The following is a 16,942-nucleotide window of genomic DNA, read 5'->3' as shown; positions in this document are numbered from 1 at the left end:
TTCCTAGGGGGCGAGAGGGGGGGGGGTGTCTCCACCAAAGGGGTGGGACACTGGAACAGAAAGAGGTGACCCCCGCTGCAGTTTTACGGGGACATTTCCCCGTTTCGGGCCGTTGCTGCGGTGGCTGAAACCGGGCGCCCGGTATTCGGCCGTCCGGGGTACGGCTGCCCGCTCCTCGGCCTCCCGCGTCACCCGCGTCACCCGCGCCCCATGGCCCGGGTCAGGGCGATCTCGATGACCACCCGTTCCGGATTCGGCCTCGGTGTCCGCCCGTACCGCTCCGCGTACCGCCGCTCCGCGTCCGCGACCTGCTCCGGCTCGGTCCGGACGGAGGCGCGGCCCTCCAGCGTCGCCCATCGCCGCCCCTCCATCTGGCAGACCGCGACCCTTGCCCCGCCGGGTCCGGCGGCCAGTACATGGCGTACCTTCGCGCTCGACTTGCTCGTGATCACTCGAGCCAGCCGCGCCCCGGGGTCGTATGTGACTCCGACGGGTACGACATGCGGAGTGCCGTCCGGGCGCAGGGTCGTCAGGGTGCAGACGTGCTTCTCCTGCCAGAAGGTGAGGTACGGCGCGTCCGGCGCGCCCGGGTCCTGGGGGTATGCGGCCATGACCCGGAACCTAGCCGCCGTACGTCTCCCGCGACTACCTTGAGCGGAATAGACTCAACTTTGTGTACGCTGACTCAGTCAGTACTGGGAGAGGCTGACGCCAGGAGGAGAACGCCAACGTGGACGCCGAGCTGACCAACAGGAGCCGGGACGCGATCAACGCGGCCAGCAACCGGGCCCTGACCGAGGGGCATGCGGACCTCACCCCCGCCCATCTGCTGCTCGCCCTGCTCCAGGGGCAGGACAACGAGAACGTCGTCGATCTGCTGGCGGCCGTCGACGCCGACCAGGCATCCATCCGGGCCGGCGCGGACAAGGCGCTCGCCGCGCTGCCCAGCGTCACCGGGTCCACGGTCGCGCCCCCGCAGCCCAACCGTGAGCTGCTCGCCGTGATCGCGGACGCCCAGGCAAGGGCCAGGGAGCTCGGGGACGAGTACCTCTCCACCGAGCACCTGCTCATCGGCATCGCCGCCAAGGGCGGTCAGGCCGGTGAGGTGCTCACCCGGCAGGGAGCCAGTGCGAAGAAGCTGCTCGACGCCTTTCAGAAGGCCCGGGGCGGCCGGCGCGTGACCACCGCCGATCCCGAGGGGCAGTACAAGGCGCTGGAGAAGTTCGGCACCGACTTCACCGCCGCCGCGCGGGAAGGAAAGCTCGATCCCGTCATCGGGCGGGACCAGGAGATCCGCCGGGTCGTGCAGGTGCTCAGCCGCCGCACCAAGAACAATCCCGTCCTCATCGGCGAGCCGGGCGTGGGCAAGACCGCCGTCGTGGAGGGACTCGCCCAGCGGATCGTCAAGGGCGACGTGCCCGAGTCCCTCAAGGACAAGCGGCTCGTCGCGCTCGACCTGGGCGCCATGGTCGCCGGGGCCAAGTACCGGGGTGAGTTCGAGGAGCGGCTGAAGACCGTGCTCGCGGAGATCAAGGACTCCGACGGGCAGATCATCACCTTCATCGACGAGCTGCACACCGTCGTGGGCGCCGGAGCCGGCGGCGACTCCGCCATGGACGCCGGGAACATGCTCAAGCCCATGCTCGCCCGCGGCGAACTGCGCATGGTCGGCGCCACCACCCTCGACGAGTACCGCGAGCGGATCGAGAAGGACCCCGCCCTGGAGCGGCGGTTCCAGCAGGTCCTGGTCGCCGAGCCGACCGTCGAGGACACCATCGCCATCCTCCGCGGCCTCAAGGGGCGCTACGAGGCCCACCACAAGGTGCAGATCGCCGACAGCGCGCTGGTCGCCGCGGCCACCCTCTCCGACCGGTACATCACCTCCCGCTTCCTCCCCGACAAGGCCATCGACCTCGTCGACGAGGCGGCCTCCCGGCTCCGGATGGAGATCGACTCCTCCCCCGTCGAGATCGACGAACTCCAGCGGTCGGTGGACCGGCTGAAGATGGAGGAGCTGGCGATCGGCAAGGAGACCGACCCGGCCTCCCGCGAGCGGCTGGAGAAGCTGCGCCGCGACCTCGCCGACAAGGAGGAGGAGCTGCGGGGCCTGACCGCCCGCTGGGAGAAGGAGAAGGAGTCCCTCAACCGCGTCGGAGAGCTGAAGGAACGGCTCGACGAGGTGCGCGGACAGGCCGAACGCGCCCAGCGCGACGGCGACTTCGACACCGCCAGCAAGCTGCTCTACGGCGAGATCCCCACCCTGGAGCGGGACCTGGAGGCCGCCTCGCAGGCCGAGGAGGAGGCAGCCAAGGACACCATGGTCAAGGAGGAGGTCGGCTCCGACGACATCGCCGACACCGTCGCCGCCTGGACCGGTATCCCCGCGGGCCGTCTGCTGGAGGGCGAGACCCAGAAACTCCTGCGCATGGAGGAGGAACTGGGCAAGCGGCTCATCGGCCAGGCGGAGGCGGTGCAGACCGTGTCCGACGCCGTACGGCGCACCCGCGCCGGCATCGCCGACCCCGACCGCCCGACCGGCTCCTTCCTCTTCCTCGGCCCGACCGGCGTCGGCAAGACCGAACTCGCCAAGGCCCTCGCCGACTTCCTCTTCGACGACGAGCGGGCGATGGTCCGCATCGACATGTCGGAGTACGGCGAGAAGCACAGCGTGGCCCGGCTGGTCGGCGCGCCCCCCGGCTACGTCGGCTACGAGGAGGGCGGCCAGCTGACCGAGGCGGTGCGCAGGCGGCCGTACAGCGTCGTCCTGCTCGACGAGGTCGAGAAGGCGCACCCCGAGGTCTTCGACATCCTCCTCCAGGTGCTGGACGACGGCCGGCTGACGGACGGTCAGGGCCGTACGGTCGACTTCCGCAACGCCATCCTGGTGCTGACGTCGAACCTGGGCAGTCAGTTCTTGAATGAACACAGCCTGGTCGACCCGGTCACGAGCGAGGCGGAGAAGAAGGAGCAGGTCCTTGAGGTGGTCCGGGCCTCCTTCAAGCCGGAGTTCCTCAACCGGCTCGACGACCTCGTGGTCTTCTCGGCCCTGTCGAAGGACGAGCTGGGCCGGATCGCCCGGCTCCAGATCGACCGGCTCGCCAAGCGGCTGGCCGAGCGGCGGCTCACCCTGGAGATCACCGACGAGGCCCTGGCCTGGCTCGCCGACGAGGGCAACGACCCGGCCTACGGTGCCCGCCCCCTGCGCCGACTGGTCCAGACCGCCATCGGCGACCGCCTCGCCAAGGAGATCCTCTCCGGTGAGGTCAAGGACGGCGACACGGTCCGGGTGGACTCCTTCGACGGCGGGCTGATCGTCGGCCCGGCGACCGGAAAGTCCCTCTGACCCGGCAAGAAGCCCTGATTGCGGGTACCCGGTAGGTCCGGGTACCCGACAGGAGTGACCGGATCGAGTCAGCCGGGGCGGGACAGCCCCGGCGGGGCTTGCCACGCCCCTCCCCGCATGGGGGAGGATGGCGGAATCCGTACGAAGGGAAAATCACGGTGAGCATCGACCCGTCCTCGATTCCGAACTTCGGGGGACAGCAGCCGCAGTCCGGGCCGCCGCCCGGCCCCGTTGTCCCGGATCAGGACCTCGTGAAGCAGCTCCTCGACCAGATGGAGCTGAAGTACGTCGTCGACGACGAGGGTGACCTCGCGGCGCCGTGGGAGCAGTTCCGTACGTACTTCATGTTCCGCGGCGAGGACGACCAGCAGGTCTTCTCGGTGCGGACGTTCTACGACCGGCCCCACAAGATCGACGAGAAGCCTCTGCTCCTGGAGTCGATCGACGACTGGAACCGCCGGACGCTGTGGCCCAAGGTCTACAGCCACACGCACGACGACGGCACCGTCCGCCTGATCGGCGAGGCGCAGATGCTGATCGGCACCGGCGTGAGCCTGGAGCACTTCGTCTCGTCGACGGTCAGCTGGGTGCGGGCCGCCATCGAGTTCGACAAGTGGCTCGTCGAGCAGCTCGGCCTGGAGCAGGAGATCAACGAGGCGGAGAAGCCCGAGGAAGAAGACGGCGAGTAAGCCGCGACAGCAGCGTGGCCTACGGCGGCGTATCGGCGATCAGGACCGGATACGCGCCGTAGGCGAGGGAGAGCCCGGCCAGGGCACCGGCCACCACCGCCGAGTGCCGGGGCCGGGCTCTCGCCGTCGGTGCCGTCGGTGCCGGCGCGGTCACCGGCCGCACCCGTCCACAGGCTGTGGAAAACTTTCCGGACGCCTCCTCGGACTCGGACGCGGAGGACTCAGCCCGCCAGGGACTTGAGCCGCTGCACCGCCTCCTGAAGGACCTCCGTCCGCTTGCAGAACGCGAACCGCACGAACGGCGCCCCCGCCTCCCGGTGGTCGTAGAAGACCGCGTTGGGAATGGCGACCACCCCGGCCCGCTCCGGCAGCGCACGGCAGAAGGCGAAGCCGTCGCTCTCGCCGAGGGGGCGGATGTCGGTGGTGACGAAGTAGGTGCCCGCGGGCCGGAAGACCTCGAAGCCCGCCTCCGCCAGACCCGCCGCCAGCAGGTCCCGCTTGGCCAGCATGTCCGCGCGGAAGGTTGAGAAATAGCTGTCGGGCAGGGCGAGCGCCTCGGCGACCGCGTACTGGAACGGACCCGACGAGACATACGTCAGGAACTGCTTCGCCGAGCGCACCGCCGTGACCAGGCCGGGCGCCGAGGTCACCCAGCCGACCTTCCAGCCGGTGAAGGAGAAGGTCTTGCCCGCCGACCCGATGGTCACCGTCCGCTCCCGCATCCCCGGGAACGTGGCGAGCGGCAGGTGCTCGGAGTCGTCGAAGACCAGGTGCTCGTACACCTCGTCGGTCACGACCAGCAGATCCCGCTCGACGGCCAGCTCGGCGATCGCGGCCAGCTCCGCACGGGTGAGGACGGTGCCGGTCGGGTTGTGCGGGGTGTTGATGAGCAGCAGCCGCGTACGGTCGGTGACGGCGGCCCGCAGCTCGTCCAGGTCGAGCCGGAAGCTTCCCTCGTGCGGGCGCAGCGTGACCGGCACGCGCGTGCCGCCCGCCATGGCGATCGAGGCCGCGTAGGAGTCGTAGTACGGCTCGAAGGCGATGACCTCGTCGCCCGGCTCCAGAAGGGCCAGCAGCGTGGCCGCGATGGCCTCGGTGGCGCCCGCGGTGACCAGGACCTCGGTGTCGGGGTCGTAAGACAGCCCGTAGCGCCGCTCCTGGTGGGTGGCGATCGCGGTGCGCAGCTCGGGCACGCCCGGGCCCGGCGGGTACTGGTTCCCGCGTCCGTCCCGCAGTGCCCGCACGGCCGCCTCACGGACCTCCTCGGGCCCGTCGGTGTCGGGGAAGCCCTGACCCAGGTTGATGGACCCGGTACTCAGGGCCAGCGCGGACATCTCGGCGAAGATCGTCGTCCCGAACTCGGCGAGGCGGCGGTTGAGCAGGGGGCGGGTGGTGGAGGTCATGCCGGTCATCCTGCGCCCAAGCTCTGGAGTTCCTCAACTCTGCTTTGGGTCATGAGACGGCCGGGCATCTCCCTCCCACGCACCGAGCGGGAGGCGCCCACGGGGGGACGCCTCGGTCCGCTTCGGGGGATCGGAAGGAGGCTGACGCCATGACCACAGTCATCGTGGGGGCGCTGGTCGCAGTGATGTTCGTCGTGCTCGTCGTGTCCGTCGCGCGCCGCAGCGGACGACCGGCCCACCGTGCGCACGGTCGCCGGGCGCACTCGTACGACAGCGGGGGCAGCGGCAGCAGCGGCAGCAGCTGGTGGGCCGGCGGGGGAGACGGCGGCTCGGGTGGCTCGTCCTGCGGGGGTGGCTCGTCGTCCTGCGGAGGCGGGTCGTCCTGCGGAGGAGGCGGCGGGGGCGGATGCGGTGGCGGAGGCAGCTGACACGGGGCAGCTGAGCTCCCCGAGAAGGGGGAACCGCATCCGGACGGAGCGGGGCCGGTATCTGGTACCGGCCCCGCTCTGCCGCTCTCCGCGCGGCCTTTTCGTACGGCTTTTCCTACGGCTCTTGCAGGGGGCGGGTGCGCCCCGGCGTACGCCGGAGTTGAACAGTTGAGCTGATAAGCCCTCTGAGGGATGGAAACCCTACGAACTTGGGTAAAAACGCTGTGGCGGCGCCACAGTTCATGATTCAGTGAAATTCTCCAACGCAGCCCCTCGGAGTCCCGCGGACATCCCTTCTGACCGGCCGACTGGGCTGACCGGGCCGTTCTCCCGGCGTCGGCCGGGGTCCGCCGGAGACCGACACCTCCCTCCCTCTTCTTTGCGTGCTTGCGGAGCCGACCCATGCTCAGGACCCTGAACACCGCTTATACCGACACGCGCGCGGCCGACCTCGCCTGGGCCCTGGGGCGGGAACCGCTGCCCGCACTGGCCGCCCTCGACCTCGAACTGACCGGTGCGAAGCTTCAGTTGAGACTGCTCGGCGCGTCCCACCAGGTACTTCTGGAGGAGGAGCGCGGCATCTGTTCGGAGACGGTGGCCTGCATGCCCGGCAGCAGCACGCCCCTGCCGCTCGGGGTGGCCAAGCGGGTGGGCGACTGGGAGTACGAGTTCGCGGCCCGGGTGGAAGCGCTGTCACCAGGTCAGTTCGCGGGCCGCGCACAGGAGTTGCTGGCCCTGGTCGCCGACCATCCGCACGGCCTCGCCGGAGTGTTCCCCGGCAGTCCGCACGCCTTCACCGCGATGCTGGCCCAGCACCACGAGGGGCAGATGCACTGGCGGACCTGGCACGCGTATCCGCAGGACGGGCAGTTGGTGGCCACGCGGACGAGGGTGGGGGTGAGGGCGGTCGCGGGCAGGCCCCGGGGCCGGTCGGGATCCTTCAGCTCGTCCGGCATCTGATCAGGGCGGCGAGGCAAACGTCCCCCGCGTCAACAACACACGTGTGGGTGACCCGGCGTGCCCGAGGCGTAACGTACCGTCGGCAACGTGATCGAACCGCACGCCCCCGCCCCGCCCGGTGCCCCGCCGCCCTGGGCCGGCCCCGCGCGGCTCCCGGTCCGGCCGGGCACGGGGCGGTTCCTGGTGCTCGCGGGCGTCTTCGTCTGCGCCGCCTGCGGACTGGTGTACGAGCTCGAACTCGTCGCCCTCGCCTCGTACTTGGTGGGCGACTCCGTCACCCAGGCCTCCGTCGTCCTGTCCGTCATGGTCTTCGCGATGGGCATCGGCTCCCTCGTCGCGAAGCGCCTGCGCCCGCTCGCGGCGGCCGGCTTCGGCGCCATCGAGGCCGTCCTCGCCCTGGTCGGCGGCTCCAGCGCGCTGGCCCTGTACGCCGTCTTCGCCTGGACCGGTGACTGGGGCGGAATGTGGGCCAACGGCCCCCGCTGTCTCCTGGTCGCCTTCTCCCTCACCATCGGCCTGCTGATCGGCGCCGAGATCCCGCTGCTGATGGAGCTGATCCAGCGCATCCGGCGCCAGGACCCGGGCGGCGCGGTGGCCGACCTCTTCGCCGCGGACTACGTCGGAGCGCTCGTCGGCGGTTTGGCCTTCCCGTTCCTCCTCCTGCCCCTGCTGGGCCAGTTGACCTCGGCCCTGATCACCGGCGCGGTCAACGCCGTGGTGGGCGGCGCGCTCGTCCTCGGCCTGTTCCGGCGGGACCTCACCCGCCGCGCCCGCTGGCTGCTGGTGATCGCCAACATCACCGTGCTCGGCGTCCTCGCCTCGGCCGCCGCACTCGTCGACGACTTCGAACGGGCGGCACGGCAGGCGGTGTACGGGCGGGAGGTGCGCGTGGCGCTCCAGACCGACGTCCAGGAGGTCGTCATCACCGGCGGCACCCACGGCCGCCCCCTCGACCTCTTCCTCGACGGCCGCCTGCGGGTCAGCGGCCGCGACGAACGCCGCTACCACGAGGCGCTGGTCCACCCCGCGATGAGCGGCGAGCACACGCGCGTGCTGATTCTGGGCGGCGGCGACGGGCTGGCGGCGCGGGAGGTGCTGCGTCACCCGGGGGTGCACCGGGTCGATGTCGTCGAGGTCGACCCCGGGGTGGTGCGGCTGGCGCGCCAGGACCCTCCGCTGTCCCGGCTCAACGGGCATGTGTACGACGACGACCGGGTCCACGTGATGACGGACGACGCCTTCCACTGGCTGCGGGTGGCGCCCCCGCGGACGTACGACGTCGTCATCTCGGACCTGCCCGACCCCGGCATCACGGCCAGTACGAAGCTGTACTCGCAGGAGTTCTACGGCCTCGCCCGCCGCGTCCTGACCCCGGACGGCCGCCTCGCCGTCCACGCCGGCCCGGTCTCCTCGCGCCCCCGTGTCTTCTGGACGGTCGACACGACACTGCGCGCCGCGGGGCTGCGCACCGCCGCGTACCGCGTCGCGCGCCCCGGCGTCGGAGGCGGTGCGTCCGGCTTCACCGCGGGGCCCGACCGCTCGGCGGGCCCGACCCGAGCGCCGTACGACTGGGGGTTCATCATGGCGGGCCGGGGTGGGCGTCCGGCGCTGCGGCTCGGTGCGGGGGAGGGGGCGCCGCGGGCGGGGACGTTGACGCGGGCCGGGCTGGTGGCGGGTGCGCGGGCGGCGGAGGAGACGCGGGTTGGGGGAGTGGCGGCGTCGACGTTGGTGCATCCGCGGTACTCGCGGCTTTCGCAGTACTGAGGTGGGGCGGGGGCGGGGAGCATACGCCCGGCGGGAGGGCGGCCGGGGAGAATCCCCGGATGTGTGGGTGCGCTTCGCGCCATGCTGGGTAGGCTCGGGCCTCATGGAGCATGAGGTGTTCGTTCCGGTTGCGGCCGAGCGGCTCAGGGAGGTGCTGGCCGATCCCGTACGGGTTGCCCGGGCGGTCCCCGGGCTCCAGCAGGACGCCGGGGCCGAGCCCGTTGCCGGGCGGCTGAAGCTGCGGGTCGGCGGTCACACCATCACGTACCGGGGTGCCGCGCGGGTGTCCGCGCGGGAGGACGGTTCCTACGCCGTCGAAGGGGACGCGACCGAGGCTCGGGGCAGCGGGTCGGTGAAACTCGCGCTCACGGTGTCGGTTCGGGAGGCCGAGGGCGGTTCCACCGTGCGGTTCGAGGGGTCCGCTTCGGCGGACGGACGCGTCGCGGAGTTCTCGGCGGAGGCGGTCGGCTCCGCCGTGGGGCGGCTGCTGAACCGTTTCGGGGAGCAGTTGGGGGTGGTGGCGGACCAGGAGAGGGACGCTGACGACGCCCTGGAGGATCTCGCTCCCGGCGAGTTCGGGACTCGGGTCACCACTGACTTCGAGACGACGCCGGATGCGGATGATGATGGGGTGCCTGGGTCTGAGGCGGGTGCGCCTGTGGATGCCGGGGGCGGTGCTGATGCCGGGGCCGGGGCCGGGGCGGGGGCCGCCGGTGAGCCTCCCGTTGCCGAGGCGGCTCATGCTCGGCGGACGATGATCGGGCGTAGCGCGGAGGAAGTGGACCATGCGCCGCCGCGGGGGCGGTATGCGCCGGTTCCGGCGCCGCAGACGGTGGTGCCGGGGTCCACGTTGCGGTGGGCTGCTCCGGCGGCGGCGTTGGTGTTGGCTTCGGCGATCGTGGTGAGTCGGGTGATCCGGCGACGGCGGTGAGGGCCCACGGCGGAGCCGCTGACGGATGCAGCGCCCCCGCCGCCCCTACCCGTCCCATCCCTTGAAGGGGCTCCGCCCCTTCCGCCCCGCCAAGGGGCTGCCGCCCCCTGGACCCCCCGCTTCGGCCCGAAGGGCCTCGTCCTCAAACGCCGGACGGGCTGAAAGTGCAGGCTGATCCGGCCCCCTCCCTTGATCGTCCCAGTAGGGTCTTCCCGTGAGTAACGAACACATCACGCTGACCGCGGGTGACGCGGAGGTGGACGTGCTGCCGGGGAACGGTGGGCGGGTCGGGGGGCTGCGGGTCGCGGGGACGGAGTTGTTGCGGCAGGGGGAGCGGTTCGGGTGTTTCCCGATGGTCCCCTGGTGCGGGCGGATTCGGGACGGACGGTTCCTGGACGGTGCCGTCCTGCGGCAGATGCCGCTCAACGCGCCGCCGCACGCCATCCACGGCACCGTCCGGGACGGTGACTGGAAGGTCGCCCGGGTCGCCGGCGACGAGGCCGTCCTCACGTACGACCTGGTCGAGCCGTGGCCCTACGCCGGCCGTGTCACCCAGGTCGTGCGGCTCGCAGCGGACAGCCTCACGCTGACCATGTCCGTCGAGACGTACGAGACGTCCTTCCCGGCCCAGATCGGCTGGCATCCCTGGTTCAACCGGAACCTCGGCGGGGAGGGAGCGCAGGATGTCCGTCTCGACTTCGGGCCGGAGTGGCAGGAGGAGCGCGGGGACGACCACCTGCCCACCGGGAACCGGATCGCTCCCCTCCCCGGTCCCTGGGACGACTGCTTCGGGACGCCCGGGGGTGTCGACGTCACGCTCACCTGGCCGGGGCAGCTGGAGCTGAAGGTCAACAGCCGGGAGGAGTGGGTCGTCGTGTACGACGAGCAGGAGGCCGCCGTCTGCGTCGAGCCGCAGACCGGGCCGCCCAACGGCCTCAACACCCTGCCTCGCCTGGTCACGCCCCTGGAGCCGCTGGAGGCCACGACCGTCTGGAGCTGGCGGCGCCTCTAAGCTGGGCGGCATGACTGACGTACGCGGCGAGCTGCTGCAGCAGATCAAGGACAAGGCCGTGGTGCACGGCAAGGTGACCCTGTCTTCGGGTCTGGAAGCCGACTACTACGTCGATCTTCGGCGCGTCACCCTCGACGGGGAGGCCGCCCCGCTGGTCGGGCAGGTGCTCCTCGACCTGACCGCGGAGCTGGAGTTCGACGCGGTCGGCGGGCTCACCATGGGCGCCGACCCCGTCGCCGGCGCGATGCTGCACGCCGCCGCCGCGCGCGGAAAGCGGCTGGACGCCTTCGTCGTACGCAAGGCCGCCAAGGCGCACGGCATGCAGCGCCGGGTCGAAGGGCCCGACATCGCGGGGCGGCGCGTGCTCGTCGTCGAGGACACCTCCACCACCGGCGGGTCTCCGCTCACCGCTGTCGAGGCCGTGCGGGAGGCGGGCGCCGAGGTCGTCGGCGTCGCGACGATCGTCGACCGGGCCACCGGCGCCGCGGAGAAGATCCAGGAGGGCGCGGGGGTGCCGTACCTCTTCGCCTTCTCCAAGGACGAGCTCGGGCTGGACTGACCGCGGTCCCGAATCGCAGCCGTCTCGGCTGGTGACAGGCGCTCGGAGCATCCCGGTTCGTCTGGAAGGATGGGGCCGACGATGACGTCGCACCCCCCAAGGTCTAGGTCAGGGCCGTAAGAAGCACGCAGTAACCCAGTATCAACCCGCACACTCCAAGGAGCGGACAGATGCCCATCGCAACCCCCGAGGTCTACAACGAGATGCTCGACCGGGCGAAGGCAGGCAAGTTCGCCTACCCGGCCATCAACGTGACCTCGACCCAGACCCTGCACGCGGCCCTGCGTGGCTTCGCGGAGGCGGAGAGCGACGGCATCATCCAGATCTCCACGGGTGGTGCGGAGTTCCTCGGCGGCCAGCACAACAAGGACATGGTCACCGGCGCCGTCGCCCTGGCCGAGTTCGCGCACATCGTCGCCGAGAAGTACGACATCACCGTCGCCCTGCACACGGACCACTGCCCGAAGGACAAGCTCGACGGGTACGTACGTCCGCTGCTCGCCGTCTCCGAGGAGCGCGTCGCGCGCGGCGAGAACCCGCTCTTCCAGTCGCACATGTGGGACGGCTCGGCCGAGACCCTCGCCGACAACCTCTCCATCGCGCAGGAGCTGCTGGAGCGCGCCCGCGCCGCGAAGATCATCCTCGAGGTCGAGATCACCCCGACCGGTGGCGAGGAGGACGGTGTCTCGCACGAGATCAACGACTCCCTCTACACGACCGTCGACGACGCCTTCCGTACGGTCGAGGCGCTCGGCCTCGGTGAGAAGGGGCGCTACCTGCTCGCCGCCTCCTTCGGCAACGTCCACGGTGTGTACAAGCCGGGCAACGTCGTGCTCCGCCCCGAGCTGCTGAAGGAGCTGAACGACGGCGTCGCCGCCAAGTACGGCAAGGCGTCCCCGTTCGACTTCGTCTTCCACGGCGGCTCCGGCTCCTCCGCCGAGGAGATCGCGACCGCGCTGGAGAACGGCGTCGTCAAGATGAACATCGACACCGACACGCAGTACGCCTTCACGCGTCCGGTGGCGGCCCACATGTTCCAGAACTACGACGGTGTCCTGAAGGTCGACGGCGAGGTCGGCAACAAGAAGACCTACGACCCGCGCACCTGGGGCAAGCTCGCCGAGGCCAGCATGGCCGCGCGCGTGACGGAGGCCTGCGGCCACCTGCGTTCCACGGGCACGAAGATCAAGTAGTCCCCGGGGTTTCCCGCGGACTCCCGAGCCCGGCGCCTGCCCACGGCGCCGGGCTCGCTGTATACCTGGGGGCATGCCCGACGTCCGGCTGGCCTCACCGCAGGGCAAGTGGATCCTGCTCACCACCGTCCTCGGCTCCAGCATGGCGATGCTGGACTCGACCGTCGTCAACGTCGCCCTTCCGCGCATCGGCGAGGACCTCGACGCCGACCTGGCGGCGCTCCAGTGGACGGTCAACGCGTACATGCTCACGCTGGCCGGACTGATCCTGCTGGGCGGCTCGCTGGGGGACCGGTACGGGCGCCGCAAGGTCTTCGTCGTCGGGGTCGTGTGGTTCGCCGCGGCCTCACTGCTGTGCGGGATCGCCCCGAACGCCGGGGTGCTCATCGCCGCGCGGGCCTTGCAGGGCATCGGCGGGGCGCTCCTCACGCCGGGCTCGCTGGCGCTCATCCAGGCGTCGTTCCACCCCGACGACCGGGGGCGGGCGGTCGGCCTGTGGTCCGGTTTCGGGGGCATCGGCGCCGCGGTGGGCCCCTTCCTGGGCGGCTGGCTGGTGGACGGGCCGGGCTGGCGCTGGGTGTTCCTGCTGAATGTGCCGGTGGCGCTGGTGTGCGTGCCGGTCGCCGTACGGCATGTCCCCGAGTCCGGGGACGGCCGCGCCCACGCCGCCCGCTTCGACGTGCTGGGCGCGGTACTGGGCGCGCTGTCCCTCGCCCTGGTGACCTATGCGCTGATCGAGGCGCGGGACGGCTCGCTGGTCGTGCCGCTCACCGCGGTCGCGGGCGTGGCGGCCGGGGTGGCCTTCGTGTACGTCGAGCGGCATCGCCCCGACCCGATGATGCCGCTCGACATCTTCGGATCCCGCCAGTTCACGGCGGTCAACCTCGTCACCCTCTGCGTCTACGCGGCCTTCGGCGGCTTCTTCTTCCTCGGCGCCCTCCAGCTCCAGGTCGTCGTCGGCTACTCGGCTCTCGGTGCCGGTACGGCCCTGCTGCCGACGACCGCCCTGATGCTGCTGTTCTCGGCCCGCTCGGGCGCACTCGCCGACCGGATCGGTCCGCGTATCCCGCTGACGGTGGGGCCGCTGCTGTGCGCGGCCGGGATGCTGCTGATGCTGAGGGTGGGGCCGGACGCCTCGTACCTCCTCGACGTCCTCCCTGCCCTGCTGGTCCTCGGCCTCGGCATGGTCACCCTGGTGGCGCCCTTGACCGCGACGGTCCTGGCCTCCGTCGACACCGCCCGCGCCGGTCTGGCCAGCGGTATCAACAACGCGGCGGCCCGGGCGGCGGGACTGGTCGCGGTGGCCGCGCTGCCGTTGCTCGCCGGGATGGGGGAGGAGGCGTACCGTTCGCCGGCCGCCTTCGACAACTCGTTCGAGCAGGCGATGGTGTGGTGTGCGGGTGCCCTCGTCGTCGGGGCCGCGGTGGCCTTCGCCACGGTGCGGCCGCTGCCGCCGGACTGCCGCAAGCCGGAGTGCCTCCACCACGGCTCGATCACGGCACCGCCGCTGGAGGGGGTGCGCAGCAAGGGGCGGCTGTCGGTCGACGGTGTCGAATAGACGATTCCTCGCCCCGGCCGCCCCTACCCGTCCCATCCCTGGGGGCTGCGCCCCCAGACCCCCGCTTTCGGCCCTGCGGGCCTCGTCCTCAAACGCCGGACGGGCTGAAAGATCCAGACGGGGAGGGGCGGCGGGGGCGGGACACGGCAGCCACCCGCCCCGGTGATGGCCCACACTTGAACCCATGGCCATTCACGAAAACCTTCTCGGGGGCCCGCCCCCGACCCACCTCCCCGACGACCCCGAGCCGCGCGAGCTCCTGGCCGGCGGCACCGCCCCCGCGGACGTCGCCGCGAAGTACCCGACCTCCTCGCTGGCCTGGGCCCAGCTGGCCGACGAGGCGTTCGAGCGGGGCAGCGTCGTGGAGTCGTACGCCTACGCCCGTACGGGCTACCACCGCGGTCTGGACTCCCTGCGCCGCAGCGGCTGGAAGGGCCACGGCCCGGTCCCCTGGGAGCACGAGCCGAACCGCGGCTTCCTGCGCGCCCTGCACGCCCTCGCCCGCGCCGCCGGCTCGATCGGCGAGCAGGAGGAGTACGAGCGCTGCTCGCAGTTCCTGAAGGACTCCTCGCCGACGGCCGCCCAGACCCTGGGCTAGCCGCCGCTCTCGCGAGGCCCGCCGGGTGTGACCAGGCGGGCCTTGCGCCGTCCCGGGTGATACCTGAGGATGGCCCGGTGGGGACCGGGGCCCCTTTGCCGATAACGGCAGGGCGGACCGCTACCCGGAGTTACACAGGAGACAGCAATGTCCCAGCAGGCTCACCGATCCGTGGAGACGTCCGGGGAGGTCCAGGAGCCCGAGACCCCGAATCTCGACTTCGCGGGTACGACGCCGTACGAGGACTACGTCAGGGCGGACGTGCTCACCCACCTCCAGCACACCCTCTCCGACGACCCCGGAGAGATGGTCTTCCTGGTCACGACCCAGGTCATGGAGCTGTGGTTCACGGTCATCGTCCACGAGTGGGAGACCGCCGCGCACGCCCTGCGCGAGGACCGGCCGGGCGTGGCGATCGACGCCCTGAAGCGTTCGGTACGGGAACTGGACGCCCTGAACGCCTCCTGGAAGCCGCTCGGCCAGCTCACGCCGGCCCAGTTCAACGCGTACCGCAGCGCCCTCGGTGAGGGCTCCGGCTTCCAGTCGGCGATGTACCGCCGGATGGAGTTCCTGCTCGCCGAGAAGTCCGCGTCCATGCTGGTCCCGCACCGCGGCGCCCCGCGCGTCCACGCGGAGCTGGAGAAGGCCCTGCACGAGCCGAGCCTCTACGACGAGGTACTGCGCTTCCTCGCCCGGCGCGGCTGCGCGATTCCGGAGAGCGTGCTCAAGCGCGACGTGTCGCAGCGGTACGAGCCGTCGGAGGCGGTGGAGTCCGTCTGGACCGAGATCTACGCCGGTGACCAGAACGCCGAACTCGCCCGCCTCGGCGAGGCGTTGACCGACGTGGCCGAGCTGGTCTGGCGCTGGCGCAACGACCACCTCGTGGCCACCCGCCGCGCGATGGGCGCCAAGTCGGGCACAGGTGGCTCGGCCGGGGTGGCCTGGCTGGAGAAGCGGGCGCGGAAGAACGTGTTCCCCGAGCTGTGGACGGCGAGGTCTCATGTCTGAGCGGGCCGACCTCGTGACCATGGCCGAACTGGCCGTGCAGGCCGAGAAGCTGGACGCGGGCGACGAACTCGCGGGCAAGCGCGCCGAGTTCGTGCTCGACGAGGTCGTCTACCTCGACGGCAACTCGCTGGGCGCCCTCCCGGCGAACGTGCCGGGACGGGTCGAGGACGTCGTGCTGCGGCAGTGGGGCCGGCTGCGCATCCGTTCCTGGGACGAGAGCGGCTGGTGGACCGCGCCCGAGCGGATCGGTGACCGGATCGCTCCGCTGGTCGGCGCGGCACCGGGCCGGATCGTGGTCGGCGACTCGACAAGTGTCAATGTCTTCAAGGCACTTGTGGCGGCGGTCCGGATGGCGGAGTCCGCCGGTCCCGGCCGGGACGAGATCCTGGTCGACGCGACGACGTTCCCCACCGACGGGTACATCGCCGAGTCGGCGGCGCGGATGACCGGCCGTACGCTACGGCCCGTGACGCCCGCGGAGGTGCCGGGCGCGCTGAGCGACCGTACGGCCGCGGTGTTGTTGAACCACGTCGACTACCGCACCGGTCGCCTGCACGACCTGCCGTCCCTGACCGCCGCCGTGCACGCGGCGGGGGCGTACGTCGTCTGGGACCTCTGCCACAGCGCGGGCGCGCTGCCGGTGGGACTGGACGAGCACGGGGTCGACCTGGCGGTCGGCTGCACGTACAAGTACCTGAACGGCGGGCCCGGTTCACCGGCGTACCTGTACGTGCGCCAGGACCTTCAGGACCGCTTCGACTCCCCGCTCCCCGGCTGGAACTCCCATGCCGACCCCTTCGGCATGCGCGGCGACTTCGCAGCGGCCGAGGGTGCGCTGCGCGGCCGCGTCGGCACGCCGGACATCCTCTCCATGCTCGCCCTGGAGGCGGCGCTGGAGGTCTGGGAAGGTGTGTCGATCGAGGCGGTACGGGCCAAGTCGCTCGCGCTGACGGACTTCTTCCTGGAGTGCGTCGTGGCCTATGTGCCCGAGGGGCGCGTGGAGTCGGTGACTCCGGTGTCCCACGGGGAGCGCGGCAGCCAGGTGGCGCTGCGCTGCGAGGGGGCCGGGGACGTGATGAAGGCGCTGGTCGAGCGGGGTGTGGTCGGCGACTTCCGCCGCCCTGACGTGCTGCGTTTCGGGTTCACGCCGTTGTACGTGGGGTTCGCGGACGTGGAGCGGGCGGCGCGGGTGCTGGCGCGGGTGCTGTAGCCCCCGTCCGGTGGGCGCCGCGCCAGGGGGTGTTTCGAAAGTCCCGCACAGCACCCACGGCGCCCGGCACGCACCCTCGCCGCACCGGCCAAAGGCCCAAGTACGTCCAGTACGAGGGCCTTCGTCCGGCACGCCGAGGGCACGCACCGGCTGTGACACCAGCCGCTGCCGCGGCGGACGCGGGCACCGCACGGGACTTTCGAAACACCCCCTAAAGCGCGTTGCAGAAGGCCGTGATCTGGGCATTTCCCTTGTATGCGTGGGGTGTTGAGGGCTGATCCGTTGT

Annotated in this window: 16 protein-coding genes; 13 read left to right on the top strand and 3 right to left on the bottom strand. The window is 71.4% G+C overall.

Features of this window, described 5'->3' with window-relative positions; translation table 11 throughout:
• Positions 1-197: 197 nt before the first annotated feature.
• Entirely contained in the window at positions 198-611 is a 414-nt protein-coding gene (locus ACFU95_RS26795) for a pyridoxamine 5'-phosphate oxidase family protein (protein ID WP_383832156.1), read from the bottom strand.
• Positions 612-730: 119 nt separating this feature from the next.
• Between ACFU95_RS26795 and clpB the strand changes: the two genes are divergently transcribed.
• Positions 731-3,343, top strand: coding sequence for an ATP-dependent chaperone ClpB (gene clpB, locus ACFU95_RS26790; RefSeq protein ID WP_383832154.1), 2,613 nt, complete (start codon positions 731-733; stop codon positions 3,341-3,343).
• A gap of 158 nt (positions 3,344-3,501) precedes the next feature.
• Positions 3,502-4,032, top strand: a complete 531-nt coding sequence (locus tag ACFU95_RS26785; RefSeq protein ID WP_383832153.1) for a YbjN domain-containing protein — start codon at positions 3,502-3,504, stop codon at positions 4,030-4,032.
• Between the two features lie 19 nt (positions 4,033-4,051).
• Here the strand turns inward: ACFU95_RS26785 and ACFU95_RS26780 are convergent, their stop codons facing one another.
• Both ACFU95_RS26780 and ACFU95_RS26775 read right to left on the bottom strand, forming a co-directional pair.
• Positions 4,052-4,186 (bottom strand): hypothetical protein, encoded by a 135-nt coding sequence (locus tag ACFU95_RS26780; protein ID WP_383832151.1) that lies wholly within the window; start codon positions 4,184-4,186, stop codon positions 4,052-4,054.
• A 67-nt stretch (positions 4,187-4,253) separates the two neighbouring features.
• Positions 4,254-5,444, bottom strand: coding sequence for a pyridoxal phosphate-dependent aminotransferase (locus tag ACFU95_RS26775; RefSeq protein ID WP_383832149.1), 1,191 nt, complete (start codon positions 5,442-5,444; stop codon positions 4,254-4,256).
• 140 nt (positions 5,445-5,584) lie between these two features.
• On the opposite strand from ACFU95_RS26775, the gene ACFU95_RS26770 reads away from it, so the two are divergent.
• The 11 genes from ACFU95_RS26770 (at position 5,585) to kynU (ending at position 16,656) form a co-directional block, all read left to right on the top strand.
• On the top strand, positions 5,585-5,863 hold the full coding sequence (locus tag ACFU95_RS26770) for a hypothetical protein (RefSeq protein WP_383832147.1): 279 nt from the start codon (positions 5,585-5,587) through the stop codon (positions 5,861-5,863).
• 402 nt (positions 5,864-6,265) lie between these two features.
• Entirely contained in the window at positions 6,266-6,823 is a 558-nt protein-coding gene (locus ACFU95_RS26765) for a DUF2617 family protein (protein ID WP_383832145.1), read from the top strand.
• Between the two features lie 87 nt (positions 6,824-6,910).
• Entirely contained in the window at positions 6,911-8,587 is a 1,677-nt protein-coding gene (locus tag ACFU95_RS26760; protein WP_383832143.1) for a polyamine aminopropyltransferase, read from the top strand.
• 103 nt (positions 8,588-8,690) lie between these two features.
• Positions 8,691-9,518: an SRPBCC domain-containing protein gene (locus ACFU95_RS26755; protein WP_383832141.1), complete on the top strand. Its 828-nt coding sequence runs from the start codon at positions 8,691-8,693 to the stop codon at positions 9,516-9,518.
• Positions 9,519-9,732: 214 nt separating this feature from the next.
• Positions 9,733-10,530, top strand: coding sequence for an aldose 1-epimerase (locus tag ACFU95_RS26750; protein ID WP_383832140.1), 798 nt, complete (start codon positions 9,733-9,735; stop codon positions 10,528-10,530).
• Positions 10,531-10,540: 10 nt separating this feature from the next.
• Positions 10,541-11,089, top strand: coding sequence for an orotate phosphoribosyltransferase (gene pyrE / locus ACFU95_RS26745; protein ID WP_383832138.1), 549 nt, complete (start codon positions 10,541-10,543; stop codon positions 11,087-11,089).
• A 170-nt stretch (positions 11,090-11,259) separates the two neighbouring features.
• Complete coding sequence (gene fbaA / locus ACFU95_RS26740) at positions 11,260-12,282, top strand: class II fructose-bisphosphate aldolase (RefSeq protein WP_383832136.1); 1,023 nt, start codon at positions 11,260-11,262, stop codon at positions 12,280-12,282.
• Positions 12,283-12,355: 73 nt separating this feature from the next.
• Positions 12,356-13,840 (top strand): MFS transporter, encoded by a 1,485-nt coding sequence (locus ACFU95_RS26735; RefSeq protein WP_383832135.1) that lies wholly within the window; start codon positions 12,356-12,358, stop codon positions 13,838-13,840.
• Positions 13,841-14,024: 184 nt separating this feature from the next.
• Entirely contained in the window at positions 14,025-14,438 is a 414-nt protein-coding gene (locus ACFU95_RS26730) for a DUF3151 domain-containing protein (RefSeq protein WP_383832133.1), read from the top strand.
• A 147-nt stretch (positions 14,439-14,585) separates the two neighbouring features.
• Positions 14,586-15,446 (top strand): tryptophan 2,3-dioxygenase family protein, encoded by an 861-nt coding sequence (locus ACFU95_RS26725; RefSeq protein ID WP_383832131.1) that lies wholly within the window; start codon positions 14,586-14,588, stop codon positions 15,444-15,446.
• Between the two features lie 19 nt (positions 15,447-15,465).
• Complete coding sequence (kynU, locus tag ACFU95_RS26720) at positions 15,466-16,656, top strand: kynureninase (RefSeq protein WP_383832300.1); 1,191 nt, start codon at positions 15,466-15,468, stop codon at positions 16,654-16,656.
• Positions 16,657-16,942 lie beyond the last annotated feature (286 nt).

It is taken from the genome of Streptomyces sp. NPDC057623 (assembly GCF_042800355.1).
In the GTDB taxonomy this organism is placed as follows: Bacteria; Actinomycetota; Actinomycetes; order Streptomycetales; family Streptomycetaceae; genus Streptomyces.
The sequence above is the reverse complement of the archived record's forward strand: the minus strand, read 5'-3'. Positions and strand labels throughout refer to the sequence as shown.